This window comes from Aestuariivirga sp. (assembly GCF_047602625.1).
GTDB lineage: Bacteria > Pseudomonadota > Alphaproteobacteria > Rhizobiales > Aestuariivirgaceae > Aestuariivirga.
Genome location: NZ_JASGGV010000002.1, coordinates 1,370,903 through 1,383,409, shown reverse-complemented (window position 1 = coordinate 1,383,409; position 12,507 = coordinate 1,370,903). Strand labels below are relative to the sequence as shown.

Genomic DNA, 12,507 nt, shown 5'->3' with positions numbered 1-12,507 from the left:
GGCTTGCCGATCGTTCCCGAAGCCGTCACATTGACCAGCGCAATTCCACGAAGGAGCCTTTCCCATGACAACCCTCATCCGCGGCGGCACGGTCGTCAATCATGATTATTCCCGGCGCGCCGATGTGCTGATCGACGGCGGCCAGATCGTTGCGGTGGGCGAGGGGCTGTCTGGCACGGAAACCATCGACGCTGGCGGCTGCTATGTGATGCCGGGCGGCATCGATCCGCACACCCACATGGAATTCCAGTTCATGGGCACCGTGTCGGCGGATGATTTCGAATGGGGCACCAAGGCAGCGCTGTCCGGCGGCACCACGATGATCGTCGATTTCTGCATTCCCGCCCCCGGCGAATCCATGCTCAAGGCCTATCAGGCGTGGCGGCACAAGGCGGAGAAGGCGGCGTCGGACTATTCCTTCCACATGGCCGTCACGCAATGGAGCCCGCAAATCCACGACGAGATGGAAACCGTCGTCAAGACCTACGGCATCAACACCTTCAAACATTTCATGGCCTACAAGGGCGCCTTGATGGTGAATGACGACGAGCTCTACAATTCCTTCAAGCGCTGCGCCGAGCTTGGCGCGCTGCCGCTCGTTCATGCCGAGAATGGCGATGTGGTGGCGCGCATGCAGCAGGATTTGCTGGCCCGCGGCGTCACCGGCCCGGAAGGTCACAGCTATTCGCGCCCGCCGGAAGTGGAGGGCGAGGCGGCGAACCGCGCCATCATGATCGCCGACATGGCGGGGTGCCCGCTCTATATCGTGCATGTCTCCTGCGAACAGACGCATGATGCAATCCGCCGCGCCAAGCTGGCAGGACAGCGCGTGTGGGGCGAGCCGCTGGTGCAATATCTGGTGCTCGATGATTCTGAATATCAGAACAAGGACTGGGACTATGCGGCGGGCCGCGTGATGTCGCCGCCGTTCCGGAACAAGAAGCATCAGGATACGCTGTGGGCGGGCCTGCAATCGGGCACGCTGTCGGTGGTGGCCACCGATCACTGCTCGTTCAAGATCGCCCAGAAGCGCATGGGCGCCAAGAACTTCACCATGATCCCCAATGGCACCGGCGGGCTTGAAGACCGCATGCCGGTGTTGTGGACGGCGGGCGTCAATACCGGGCGGCTGACCAAGGAAGAATTCGTGGCCGCCACCTCCGCCAATATCGCGCGTATCCTCAACATGTATCCCAGGAAGGGCGCCGTGATGGCGGGCTCGGATGCCGATCTGGTGATCTGGGATCCCAAGGCTTCGAAGAAGATCAGCGCCAAGAAACAGGTGAGCCGCATCGAATATAATGTGTTCGAAGGCTTTGAATGCACGGGCGCTCCGAAAACGGTGATCTCGCGCGGCAAGGTCGCGTGGGAGCAGGGCGACATGCGCGCCAGGCCCGGCGACGGCGATTTCATCCCCCGCCCCGCCAACGCCCCCGTGCATCAGGCCAACGCCATCTGGAAGGGGTTGACCAAGCCGAAGGGCGTGACGCGCGTGGACGTGGTGCCGTGAAAATAAAAATCATTGCGGCGGTTTTATTGATCGGATTGGGACAACAGGTTCATGGAGCCACAAAGGATAAACCCAAGTTTCCATCCGGAAAGTGGGTTTTGTGCAATAGCATGAAGGAAAAGAAATCCGGCCGCATCGACATCATGATCGACAAAAGCAAAAATCCGACGGGCATCTGGTATTGCCGGGTCAAATAGCCGGTGTGTGAGCATCAAAGGTGGCTCGTCTTGTCTCTCCATGGCAGGCCCTCGAGCCTGCCATCCAGTGGTTCAGCATTCGCGCGGGTTGAAAGTCTGGGTCGCTGGGTTAGGCCAATCGCTGCGGATATGGCGGCCACGGGGAATGTGATAGTGATGCGGGCTCACACCGTCCTATTGCGCCGCGACCTGAAGTCGAAATGAGGAGAATGAGAATGGTCCGCTTGATATTTTCGATGGCTGTTTTGGCCGCGCTGGTCCTGTCAGGCCCAAGTGTCCGTGCTGGCACGCCGCAGGCCATCGACGACCCCGCCAAGTTCGCGCAGGAGATCAGTGATTTGATTGCGAAGTCACAAACTGAAGAAGCTGCATCACAGGTTGCAGCCATTGTTGGCGTTCCAGAACAGACGGCAATGCTTTCAGGCCTTGTGTCCACTTTCAAAGGGCATCCTCTGGGCGTGGAAGATAAGGTGATTGACAAAACGTTTGGGACCTCGTTGCACCAGATCATCTATATGTTCAGCTTTGATCAGGCGTCCTTTGTTTATGTGAGATACAATTTCAAAAAAACGGGGATTGGATGGATTCTCGCCAATTTCAACTACCAGACTGAGACGCAGGGGTTGTTTCCGCCGTCATTTGTCGAAAGCTATTGATGCCGCTACGCTGATTGGGGGGAAAGGACGCGCAATGCGAGGTGCGTATATTGGGCTTCTCCTCCTCCTCTCCGCTCCCGCGTCCGCCATGAACTGGGAGGGGCATGAGGACTGGTTTCTCGATGCGCCGATGTTCGATGCCTTCACCAGCCAGATGCCGAAGCCCTTGCCCAAGCCCTGGCCCTCCTGCGCGGAGATGCGGGCGCGCGCAAAATCCAACCCGTCCGAGCAGGTGGCGATCCCGGGTGCTAATTGCCATGAGCGGCGATGACAAGTTGCGTGCACAATGGCACTCTCGCCTAAAGCGAATCGAAAGGGCGGGGATAATCATGCGGCGAATGATCGGGGCGGTTCTGGTGCTGGCCTTGAGCGTGGGCGCGGCGGAGGCCGCCTCCTGCAGCAGCACCTCCGGCGCATTCCAGAGCTGGAAGCCCCAGATGGCAGCGGAGATGAAGGCCAAAGGCATCGGATCGCGCGGCATCGCGGCGCTGATGGCGGCGAGCTATTCCACCGGCACCATCAGGGTGGACCGCAACCAGCATTTCTTCCACCTCTCGCTCGACCAGTTCATGGCCAAGCGCGGGGCGGCGGGCATCATCGCGCAGGGCCGCAGGCTGAAGGCGGCCAATGCGGCGCTCTTCGCCCGGCTCGAAAGCCGCTATGGCGTGCCCGCCGGCCCCCTCATCGCCATCTGGGGCATGGAGACGGGCTTTGGCGCGGTGACGGGCAACCAGCCGACGATCTCCGCCGTCGCCACGCTTTCCTATGATTGCCGCCGCACCGATTATTTCACTGACCAGCTTTTCGCGGCGTTGAAGCTCGTCGATCGCGGCACGCTCTCCTCCTCCACCCGCGGCGCCATGCATGGCGAAGTGGGGCAGACGCAGTTCCTGCCGAAGAACATCCTGCTCTATGGCGCGGATGGCGACGGCAACGGATCGGTGAACCTCAATTCCAAGGCCGATGCGCTGGCGTCCACGGCCAATTTCCTCAAAGGCCAGGGCTGGGGTTCGGGCTCCTACCGGGCAGGCTCCTTCGCCATCTGGAATGCGGCGAGTGTCTATCAGAAGGCGCTGGCCATCATCGCGACGAAGATCGACGGTGGTTGACCGCCGCCATTGACGGGGCAAGCGCCCCTGTGGCCTGATGGCCGTTCAACGGGAGACAGTAACCATGGAATACCGTCAACTCGGCCGCTCGGGCCTGCGCGTGTCGCTGCACACGCTGGGCACCATGAATTTCGCCGGCGAAGGCTTTTTCAGCATGGCGGGAAGCCTCGGCCCCAAGGAGGCGGCGCGCCTTGTCGATGTCGCCATCGAAGGCGGCGTCAATCTTTTCGACACCTCCAATGCCTATACCACCGGGCGCTCGGAAGAGGCTTTGGGGGCGGTGCTGAAAGGCCGGTCGGACCAACTTCTGGTGGGCACCAAGGTGCGCTTTCCGATGGGCAAGGGCCCCAATGAATCGGGCCTGTCGCGCTTTCACATCATCCATGAATGCGAGGCCAGCCTGAAGCGCCTGCAGCGCGACCGGATCGACGTCTATTTCCTGCACGAGTGGGATGGGCTCACCCCCATCGAGGAAATCATGGAGGCGCTGGACACGCTGGTGAAGCAGGGCAAGGTCCGCTACACGGGCTGCTCCAATTTCTCCGGCTGGCACATCATGAAAGCGCTGATGGCGGCGGACAAACACAATTGGCAGCGCTTCTGCTGCCAGCAGATTCACTACACCATCGAGGCGCGCGAGGCGGAATATGAACTCGCTCCCATCGCCATCGACCAGGGCGTGGGCATTCAGGTGTGGAGCCCGATCGCCGGCGGCCTTCTCTCTGGCAAGTTCCGCCGCGACCAGCCGCCGCCGCAGATTTCGCGCCATACCGCCGGCTGGGGAGAGCCGCCGATCCGCGACGAGGACAGGCTCTACCGCATCATCGACGCGCTGGTGAAGGTGGGCGAGGCGCGCGGCGTTTCGGCAGCACAGGTGGCGCTGGCGTGGCTGGCGGGAAGGCCCGGCGTGTCGTCGCTGATCGTCGGCGCCCGCACCGAGGCGCAGCTCAAGGACAATCTCGCGGCGGCCTCGCTCACGCTGTCGGCGGAAGAGCGCAAGGGGCTCGATGATGTCAGCCAGCTGCCGCTTCTCTATCCCTACTGGCACCAGTGCAGCACCGCCGCCAATCACATGAGTGCCGCCGATCTGGCGCTGCTGGCGCCCCACATCGCCAGCCGCAAGCCGCGCATGTAACAGGCGCATTTGCGCGGTATATATTTCTCTCAGCGAAGTATATACCCAGGAGCAGATCATGGGCATTTCCATCAAGGACCCGGCCACCGACAAGGCGGTGCGCAAGCTGGCGAAGCTGCGCAAGGTCACGCTGACAGAGGCGATCCGCAGCGCCGTCATGCATCAGCCTGAACGGAGCAAGCAGGACAAGCAGGATGCGGCGCTGAAAAAATTGCAGGAGAAATGCGCCTCCTATCCCGCCACCGGCCTCAAGGCCGACAAGGCGTTTTATGACAGCCTCTACGAGGATTGAGCGTGTTCGCTGATGCATCGGATGTGGCCGCGCTGGAGGCCTTTGCGCGTTTTGGCAAGGGGCAGGGCCATCGCGCCGGACTCAATATGGGCGATTGCTTTTCCTATGCCTGTGCGAAGACGCGGAATGTGCCGCTGCTGTGCAAGGGCAATGATTTCATCCATACCGACATTTCACTCGCTTGAGGACATCATGACATCGAAGACCAATCTCACCATCAATCCGCAGCGCCTGTGGGACGCGCTGATGGAAACCGCGAAGTTCGGCGGCACGCCCAAGGGCGGCATCAAGCGCCTCACGGTATCGGACGAAGACAAGAAAGTGCGCGACTGGTTCAAGGCGGAATGCGAGAAGCTGGGCTGCAAGGTTCAGGTGGACTCGGTGGGCAACATGTTCGCCACAAGGCCCGGCAAGAACAATGCGCTGCTTCCCATCGCCATGGGCTCGCATCTCGACACGCAGCCGACGGGCGGCAAGTTCGATGGCGTGCTGGGCGTGCTGGGCGCGCTGGAAGCCATGCGCACTTTGGTTGACATGGGTTATGAAACCAATGCGCCTGTCATGATCGTCAACTGGACGAATGAAGAGGGCTCCCGCTTCGCCCCCGCCATGCTGTGCTCGGGCGTCTATGCCGGAGTATTCACGCCCGACTATGCCTATTCCCGCGCCGATCGCGACGGCATCACGCTCGGCGATGAGTTGAAGCGCATCGGCTATCTCGGCAGCGAGCCTGTGGGGTCGCACAAGTTCCAGGCGATGTTCGAGCTTCACATCGAGCAGGGGCCGATCCTCGAGGCCGAGGACAAGATGATCGGCGTCGTCACCGGCGTTCAGGGCATGCGCTGGTATGAGGTGACGGTGAGGGGCCAGGAATCCCACACCGGCGCCACGCCCATGGGGCTGCGCAAGAACGCGCTGCTGGCTTCGGCGCGGATGATCGAGGCGATCCATCAGGTGGGCATGGCGCATCTGCCGGGCGTCGCCTCGGTGGGGCTGATCGAGAACCGTCCCAACAGCCGCAATGTGGTGCCGGGCGAAGTGTTCTTTACCGTCGATCTCCGCCATCCCGATGAAAGCGTGCTTGACAAGATGGAAGCGGAATACCGCGCGGCGCTGCCGAAGATCGCAGCCGAGCTCAACGTCGAACTCGAAGAGAAGTGCATCTGGAAATCTCCCGCCGTGAAATTCGCGGCTCCCCTCATCGAGTGCGTGCGGAAGGGGGCCCAGCAGGCAGGCTACAGGATGCGCGAGATGGCTTCGGGTGCGGGCCATGACGCCGCCTATATCGCCCGCGTGGCGCCGACGACGATGATCTTCGTGCCCTGCCTCGGCGGCATTTCGCACAATGAGGCGGAGTCGACCACGCTCGAGGAATGCGGTGCGGGTTCGCAGGTGCTGCTCAATGCGGTTCTGGACTATGACCGGGCGCTGGCGTGAGGAATGACCTTGCGGCCCGGGCGCGCGAGATCGCGCTCAAGCTGACGGCTATTCCATCTGTCACCGGTTCAAAGGCCGAAGCGGAACTCCCCGCCTCGCTTGCGCAGATGCTGGGCGGCTTCGGTGAGGTGTGGACCGAGGCCGTTCCCGGCGATGCGGCGGGGCGCAGCAATCTTTTTGCGCTGAAGCGCGGCAAGGGCCGCCGCGCCATCGTGCTCACCGGCCATTTCGATGTGGTGCCGGTGGATGATTATGGCGCGCTGCAATCCCTCGCCTTCGATGCGGAGGGGCTGCTGCCCGCCATCATCGCCAGGCTGAAACAGAGCGGAGATAATCCGCAGGCGCTGGCCGATTTTGAAAGCGGCGATTATCTGCCGGGCCGCGGCCTTCTCGACATGAAGGCGGGCCTTGCGGCAGGAATTGCCGCCGCTGAAGCGTGGACCGGCGAAGGCAATCTGCTGTTCGTGGCCGTCTCCGATGAGGAAGACCGCTCGGCGGGTGCGCGCGCCGCAGCGCCGATGCTCAGCCGCATCGCACAGGCGCATGACCTCGATATCGCGCTGGTCATCAATCTCGATGCGATTTCCGATCAGGGCGACGGCGCCTTCGGGCGCAGCGTGGCAATGGGCTCGATCGGCAAGCAATTGCTCACCGCCTTCGTGGCGGGCAAGGAGGCGCATGCCTGCTACCCGGAAGATGGCGCGAATGCGGCCTATCTGGCCGCCGAACTGCTGAGCGAATTTGAATTGGCCCCGGAACTTGCGGAACACTCAGGCGATGAGACCGCAGCGCCGCCCACGGCGCTGGCCGCCAAGGATCTGAAGCAGGGCTATAATGTCACGACGCCCGCGCAGGCCTGGGTTTACTGGAACACGCTGCAACACCGCCGCAGCGCCGATCAAGTGTTGTCGATCGCCATGGATCTGGCACGGCGCGCCATGGTGCGGGCGGCGAAAAAAGTGAAGCGCGGCATTCCGGTGATGAGCTACGCCGATCTCGCGGCGCGGGTGCCGGAGGCCGAGCGCCAGCGGATTGCGGCGGAGATGGCTGCGCTTACCACGCTTGATTTTCCCGAGCGCGCCAAGCGCATGACGGCGGCGCTATGGGCGCTGTCGGGATTGAGCGGCCCTGCGGTGGTGATGGGCTTCGGCTCCATTCCCTATGCCGCCGTCTCGCTCAGGGACAAGGCGCTGGAAGAGACCATCATGGACGCCGCTGCGCCCTTCGGCCTCGGGCGCCTCCGCTATTTTCCCGGCATCTCCGACATGAGCTTCTTCGGCGAAGCGCCGGGCGGCCTCTCTGCCGCCGCCGCCAACACGCCGATCTGGGGCACAAGTTTCGCGATGCCCGAAAGTGCGGGCCTTCCCTGCATCAACATCGGGCCATGGGGGCGCGACTATCACCACTGGCTGGAGCGCCTTCATGCGCCTTATGCATTCGAGATATTGCCGCTGGCGCTGCTGGCGGTGATTGATGCGGTGATGAAGAGGCGCTAAGCGACGAAGCGCCAACGCAGGGAGATTCCATAATGGCGAATAAGGTTGTGAAGAAGGCCACCAAGAAACCGGCCAAGACGGTTGCGAAGAAGCCCGCCCGCAAGGCGGCGAAGAAGGCCTCCGCGCTCAAGCGCATCGGCGCGGGCAACCGCATGAGCGAAGCGGTGATCCATGGCGGCAAGGCCTATCTCGCGGGCTTCGTGGCCGAAGCCGCTGCCGGCAAATCGGTGAAGGAGCAGACCGCCGACATTCTGGCGCAGATCGACGCCACGCTGAAGCAGGCGGGTACCGACAAGACGCGCATCCTCAAGGCCAATATCTGGCTCACCGACATCGGCACCTGGGCCGAGATGAACGAGGCCTGGGACGCCTGGGCGGTGCCCGGCCAGACCCCGGCGCGCGCCACCGTCGAATCGAAACTCGCGGCCCCCGGCCTCGACGTCGAGATCATGGTGGAAGCGGCGATCTGACATTTAACACCCTTCTCCCAAATTTATTTGGGAGAAGGTGCCCGAAGGGCGGATGAGGGCCGTCTTGCGCAGCAAGACGGGACTGCCGCCACCGATGCCTCGCTTCGCGGGCCATCGGCCCTCATCCGGCCGCGCGGGGCGCGTCCACCTTCTCCCCGCATTCCGCGTGGAGAAGGGTGAAGAGAGAAGCATGATGGAAAGCCGCATGTTTTCACCCACGCTGAAATCCGTTTCCGCCGGTGTGCTGGAGATCGCATATTATGAAAGCGGCCCGGCGGATGGCGCGCCGGTGATCCTGCTGCATGGCTTTCCCTATGATGTCCACGCCTATGATGCAGTGGCGGAGAGCCTCGCAGGTGATGGCTTCCGGGTGATCGTGCCCTATCTCCGGGGCTATGGGCAGACGCGCTTTCTGTCGCCCGATACCATGCGCTCCGGCGAACAGGCCTCGCTCGGCTTCGATCTTCTGGCGCTCATGGATGCGCTGGCGATCCCCAAGGCCATTCTCGGCGGTTATGACTGGGGCGGGCGCGCCGCCTGCATCGTGTCAGCACTCTGGCCGGAGCGGGTCAAAGGCCTCGTCTCCTGTGGACAGGGATACAATATCCAGGACATCGCTGCCGCCGTCGATCCGGCACCGCCTGAGGAAGAGGCGCGCTACTGGTATCAATATTATTTCCACTCCGCCCGTGGTCGCACGGCGCTGGAGCAGAACCGCAGCGGCCTCTGCCGTTTCATCTGGAAGCTGTGGTCGCCAAGCTGGGCTTTCGATGACGAAACCTATGCGCGGTCCGCGCAGGCCTTCGGTAATCCCGATTTCGTGGACATCGTGGTCCACTCCTACCGCCACCGCTATGGCGGCATTCCCGGTGATCCCGCGCTGGCCTCCATCGAGGCGCGGCTGGCGCGGCAGCCTTCGATCGGCGTTCCCACCATTGCGCTCCAGGGCGGCGATGACGGGGTTGATCCTCCGTCCACGGAGGATCGTGACGCACCCCATTTTACCGGGCCTTACACGCGGCGGATCATCGCGGGCGCGGGGCACAATTTGCCGCAGGAAGCGCCGCAAGCCTTTGCCGATGCGATCCGCGAGGTTTCGCGCTGATCCTCAGCGCCCATCCTGCCAGCCATACCAGAGATAGGCGCCTTTCAGATAAAGCGGCCGGAACATGGGCAGCGGAAAGCGCGACAGCCTACGGGTCAGCACGGCGGGCATGGCGGCGCGGGCAGAACGGTCCAGCATCATGCGCGCCGCCGCCCTGCCGCACCATGTCGCCATCGCCACGCCATTGCCGTGATAGGCGAGCGAGGTCCATACGGATTTCTTCTCATCCATTGCCCCCACATAGGGCACGAGATCATAGGCCAGGCACACGAAGCCGCGCCAGAAATGGGTGATCTCGACGTCACGCCAGGCGGGGAACAGCTCATGGAAACTCTCGGTCAGCGACAGCCGCCGGGGTTCCGCGCCATCATCCGAGGCATCGGTGCCGCCCCGCCCACCGAACAGGAAGCGCCCGTTGGGCAGCAGGCGGAAATAATGCAGGAGGTTCCGCGAGTCATAGGCCATGAGCTCTGAGGTCCAGCCTTGCGCCTCGCGCTCCTCGAGCGTCAGGGGCCGCGTCACGATGATGCTGGAGAGAGCGGGCATGAGTCGCCCGGCGTGCCGCCATGACATGTCTTCCGGCGTATAGCCATTGGTGGCGATCAACACCTGCTTCGCCTTCAGCCGCCCCTGTGCGGTGGTGAGGATATGGCCGTCCTCATGCTCCTCCCAGCGCATCACCTGCGAGCGAGAGTGAATCTGCGCCCCCGCCCTGTGCGCGGCGCGGGCCAGCCCCCGCACATAGTTCAGCGGGTGCACGCCAAAGCCGATCGTGCTTCTTAAGCCGCCATGGAAGTTCGGCCCCCAGAGGCCTTGCGCCTTGAGATCGCCAGCGGAAAGAAATTCGGTCTCCTCGCCAAACGTCGCGCGGAGAAACGCCTGCTCCTCGCGGAAGCCCTCCACGCGGTTCGGCAGATGGGCCAGCGTCACCTCGCCCTGGCCGGTGATCCAGGCATCGATGCCGTGGCTGGCGCAGAGCTCGCGCACAAGCTCCACCGATTCCGCCATGGCGTGGTGGAAGCGCTTGGTTTCATCAAGGCCATAGCTCTTGATGAGCGAGGCATAGCTCCGCTTGTGGCTGCCGATGCAGGCAAAGCCGCCGTTCCGCCCCGAAGCGCCCCAGCCAATGGGGCCTGCCTCCAGCACCCGCACGTCGACGCCGCGCGCGGCCAGTTCCAGCGCCGCCGACAACCCTGTGAAGCCGCCGCCGATGACCGCCACCTCGCAGGATAGATTGCCCTCAAGGGTTGAAAGATCGAGCCCCAGCGGGTCGGCGGACGCCTCCCAGTAGCTGTCAACGGGCCTGTCGAAATGGAAGGCATGCGGATGGGTGGTGGATGGCATGATGCAGGCTTGCTAGCATCAGGGCCTTGCACACGCAAAGAGGATGGCATGAAGGCACTTGTTCTGGGGGCGGGGATCGTCGGCATCACCACGGCCTATGAGTTGAACCGCGACGGCTATGAGGTGACGGTGATCGACCGCGAGGCCGAGCCCGCCTCCTTCACCAGCTATTCCAACGCCGGGCTGTTCGCGCCCGCCCATGCCTATGCCTGGTCGTCGCCCGCCGCACCCGGCATCCTGCTCAAAAGCCTGTGGAAGGGCGATCAGGCGCTCAGGCTCAAGCTCTCGGCCGATCCCAAGTTCTGGCGCTGGATGTGGCTGTTCTGGAACGAATGCACGGCGGAGAGGGCGGCGCTCAACACGATGCGCAAGGCGCGCCTCTGCAATTACGCGCAATCGGTGTTCCACGAGACGGTGGCGCGCAGCAAGGTCGCCTATGACGGGCGGATGGGGGGCTTGCTTTATCTCTACCGCTCGCCCTCTGCGCTGGCGGCGGCCTCGGCTAAGTCCCGCGTCCTCACCGACAATGGCTGCGTGATCGAGACGCTGGACCAGGACGGCGTGGCGGCGAAAGACCCCGCACTGGCGCCCGTCAAATCCCGTTTCGCGGGGGCGCTTTATGCCCCCAATGACGAAAGCGGCGATTGCCGCCTGTTTGCCCGCAACATGGGCCAATGGCTTCAGGGCCAGGGCGTCACCTTCAAATTCGGCACCACCATCACCGGCTTCGAGACGGAGGGCGGCAAGATTTCAGCCGTCATCACCGACAAGGGCCGCGAGACGGCTGACGTGATCGTGCTGTCGCTCGGCGTCTATTCGCCGGCCTTGGCGAAGCAGCTTGGGCAGGACCTGCCGATCTATCCGGTCAAGGGCTATGCCTTCACCGCGCCCGTCGCAGGCCGCAACAACCCGCCCACCATCGGCGGCGTCGATGAGGAAACGCTTGTCGCCTATGCGCCCTATGGCAAGGACCGCATCCGGGTCACGGGAACGGCGGAGTTCTCGGGCTATGGCCGGGATTTTGCGCCCAAGGATTTCGCCACCATGCTCTCAACCATGCAGGCGCTATTTCCCGATGGCGCGGAGTGGTCGAAAGCCTCCTATTGGGCAGGCCTCCGCCCGATGACGCCGCAGGGCACGCCCATCCTCGGGCGCTCGCGCTACGCTAATCTCTGGTTCAACACGGGCCAAGGCCACATGGGTTGGACCATGAGCCATGGCGCGGCGCGCATCACGGCCGACCTCATTGCCGGGAAACCTGCGGCCATCCCGCTCGACGGTATGGCTTACGCAACGTAATGTAGCGCCTCATTCTCGCCCCATCCCGCTGTTTGTTGCGGCCCATCGCAACAAGGGGATGACCTAACGGAATGAGAAAACTGTTTGTGTGTGCATGCGCGGCGGCCCTGCTGGGTATTTCAGGGTTCGCCACCGGGGCCATGGCCAAATCGATGACCGGCATGGCCTCCTACTACAAACACGGAAAGCGCACCGCCAATGGCGAACGCTTCAACCCCGGCGGACTGACCGCCGCTCACCGCTCGCTGCCTTTCGGCACGCATGTCCAGGTGACCAACCTTGGGAACGGCAAATCCGTGGTGGTCAGGATCAATGACCGCGGGCCCTTCGTCAGAAGCCGCATCATCGACCTGAGCTATGGCGCGGCGCGCGCCGTGGGCGTTGCCTCCTCGGGCGTCGCCAAAGTGAGGCTCACCGTCCTCGACTGAAGTTTGTCCTGCGTAAAAAGTGCCCGGCC

The 12,507-nt window shown here is 63.2% G+C and carries 14 protein-coding genes and 1 pseudogene; 14 read left to right on the top strand and 1 reads right to left on the bottom strand.

From position 1 onward, the window contains the following. Window positions 1-64 precede the first annotated feature (64 nt). From hydA to QM694_RS11700, 12 genes and pseudogenes are all read left to right on the top strand, one after another. Complete coding sequence (gene hydA, locus QM694_RS11755; RefSeq protein WP_415007116.1) at window positions 65-1,510, top strand: dihydropyrimidinase; 1,446 nt, start codon at window positions 65-67, stop codon at window positions 1,508-1,510. Further along, a complete protein-coding gene (locus tag QM694_RS11750) occupies window positions 1,507-1,707 on the top strand; it encodes a hypothetical protein (protein ID WP_415007115.1) in 201 nt (66 codons plus the stop codon). Before hydA ends, QM694_RS11750 begins: the two co-directional genes overlap by 4 nt. A 215-nt stretch (window positions 1,708-1,922) precedes the next feature. Further along, window positions 1,923-2,363, top strand: a complete 441-nt coding sequence (locus QM694_RS11745; RefSeq protein ID WP_415007114.1) for a hypothetical protein — start codon at window positions 1,923-1,925, stop codon at window positions 2,361-2,363. Window positions 2,364-2,451: 88 nt separating this feature from the next. Further along, a complete protein-coding gene (locus tag QM694_RS11740; RefSeq protein WP_415007113.1) occupies window positions 2,452-2,634 on the top strand; it encodes a hypothetical protein in 183 nt (60 codons plus the stop codon). A 58-nt stretch (window positions 2,635-2,692) separates the two neighbouring features. Further along, window positions 2,693-3,472 carry a lytic murein transglycosylase gene (locus QM694_RS11735; protein WP_415007112.1) on the top strand — a complete coding sequence of 260 codons (780 nt, stop codon included), beginning with the start codon at window positions 2,693-2,695 and terminating at the stop codon, window positions 3,470-3,472. A gap of 64 nt (window positions 3,473-3,536) precedes the next feature. Next, on the top strand, window positions 3,537-4,607 hold the full coding sequence (locus QM694_RS11730; protein ID WP_415007111.1) for an aldo/keto reductase: 1,071 nt from the start codon (window positions 3,537-3,539) through the stop codon (window positions 4,605-4,607). A gap of 58 nt (window positions 4,608-4,665) precedes the next feature. Beyond that, window positions 4,666-4,899: a type II toxin-antitoxin system VapB family antitoxin gene (locus QM694_RS11725; protein ID WP_415007110.1), complete on the top strand. Its 234-nt coding sequence runs from the start codon at window positions 4,666-4,668 to the stop codon at window positions 4,897-4,899. A gap of 29 nt (window positions 4,900-4,928) precedes the next feature. Next, window positions 4,929-5,084: pseudogene (locus QM694_RS11720) on the top strand (type II toxin-antitoxin system VapC family toxin); the annotation flags it as partial. A 7-nt stretch (window positions 5,085-5,091) separates the two neighbouring features. Beyond that, complete coding sequence (locus QM694_RS11715) at window positions 5,092-6,336, top strand: M20 family metallo-hydrolase (protein ID WP_415007109.1); 1,245 nt, start codon at window positions 5,092-5,094, stop codon at window positions 6,334-6,336. Next, window positions 6,333-7,832: a M20/M25/M40 family metallo-hydrolase gene (locus QM694_RS11710; RefSeq protein ID WP_415007108.1), complete on the top strand. Its 1,500-nt coding sequence runs from the start codon at window positions 6,333-6,335 to the stop codon at window positions 7,830-7,832. Before QM694_RS11715 ends, QM694_RS11710 begins: the two co-directional genes overlap by 4 nt. Before the next feature lie 32 nt (window positions 7,833-7,864). Continuing rightward, a complete protein-coding gene (locus tag QM694_RS11705; protein WP_415007107.1) occupies window positions 7,865-8,302 on the top strand; it encodes a RidA family protein in 438 nt (145 codons plus the stop codon). Window positions 8,303-8,522: 220 nt separating this feature from the next. Beyond that, window positions 8,523-9,407: an alpha/beta fold hydrolase gene (locus QM694_RS11700; protein WP_415008620.1), complete on the top strand. Its 885-nt coding sequence runs from the start codon at window positions 8,523-8,525 to the stop codon at window positions 9,405-9,407. A gap of 3 nt (window positions 9,408-9,410) precedes the next feature. On the opposite strand, the gene QM694_RS11695 is transcribed toward QM694_RS11700, so the two are convergent. Beyond that, window positions 9,411-10,751 (bottom strand): NAD(P)/FAD-dependent oxidoreductase, encoded by a 1,341-nt coding sequence (locus QM694_RS11695; protein WP_415007106.1) that lies wholly within the window; start codon window positions 10,749-10,751, stop codon window positions 9,411-9,413. 48 nt (window positions 10,752-10,799) lie between these two features. Between QM694_RS11695 and QM694_RS11690 the strand changes: the two genes are divergently transcribed. Next, window positions 10,800-12,050, top strand: coding sequence for a D-amino acid dehydrogenase (locus tag QM694_RS11690; RefSeq protein WP_415007105.1), 1,251 nt, complete (start codon window positions 10,800-10,802; stop codon window positions 12,048-12,050). Between the two features lie 71 nt (window positions 12,051-12,121). Next, window positions 12,122-12,478, top strand: a complete 357-nt coding sequence (locus QM694_RS11685) for a septal ring lytic transglycosylase RlpA family protein (RefSeq protein ID WP_415007104.1) — start codon at window positions 12,122-12,124, stop codon at window positions 12,476-12,478. The last annotated feature ends 29 nt before the right edge of the window (window positions 12,479-12,507 follow it).

Excerpts from the sequence above, each read along its gene's own strand:
- QM694_RS11735 (WP_415007112.1), top strand. The coding sequence starts at position 2,693 with ATGCGGCGAATGATCGGGGCGGTTCTGGTGCTGGCCTTGAGCGTGGGC.
- QM694_RS11705 (WP_415007107.1), top strand. The coding sequence starts at position 7,865 with ATGGCGAATAAGGTTGTGAAGAAGGCCACCAAGAAACCGGCCAAGACG.
- QM694_RS11690 (WP_415007105.1), top strand. The coding sequence starts at position 10,800 with ATGAAGGCACTTGTTCTGGGGGCGGGGATCGTCGGCATCACCACGGCC.
- QM694_RS11695 (WP_415007106.1), bottom strand. The coding sequence starts at position 10,751 with ATGCCATCCACCACCCATCCGCATGCCTTCCATTTCGACAGGCCCGTT.
- QM694_RS11685 (WP_415007104.1), top strand. The coding sequence starts at position 12,122 with ATGAGAAAACTGTTTGTGTGTGCATGCGCGGCGGCCCTGCTGGGTATT.
- hydA (WP_415007116.1), top strand. The coding sequence starts at position 65 with ATGACAACCCTCATCCGCGGCGGCACGGTCGTCAATCATGATTATTCC.
- QM694_RS11740 (WP_415007113.1), top strand. The coding sequence starts at position 2,452 with ATGAACTGGGAGGGGCATGAGGACTGGTTTCTCGATGCGCCGATGTTC.
- QM694_RS11730 (WP_415007111.1), top strand. The coding sequence starts at position 3,537 with ATGGAATACCGTCAACTCGGCCGCTCGGGCCTGCGCGTGTCGCTGCAC.
- QM694_RS11745 (WP_415007114.1), top strand. The coding sequence starts at position 1,923 with ATGGTCCGCTTGATATTTTCGATGGCTGTTTTGGCCGCGCTGGTCCTG.
- QM694_RS11725 (WP_415007110.1), top strand. The coding sequence starts at position 4,666 with ATGGGCATTTCCATCAAGGACCCGGCCACCGACAAGGCGGTGCGCAAG.
- QM694_RS11715 (WP_415007109.1), top strand. The coding sequence starts at position 5,092 with ATGACATCGAAGACCAATCTCACCATCAATCCGCAGCGCCTGTGGGAC.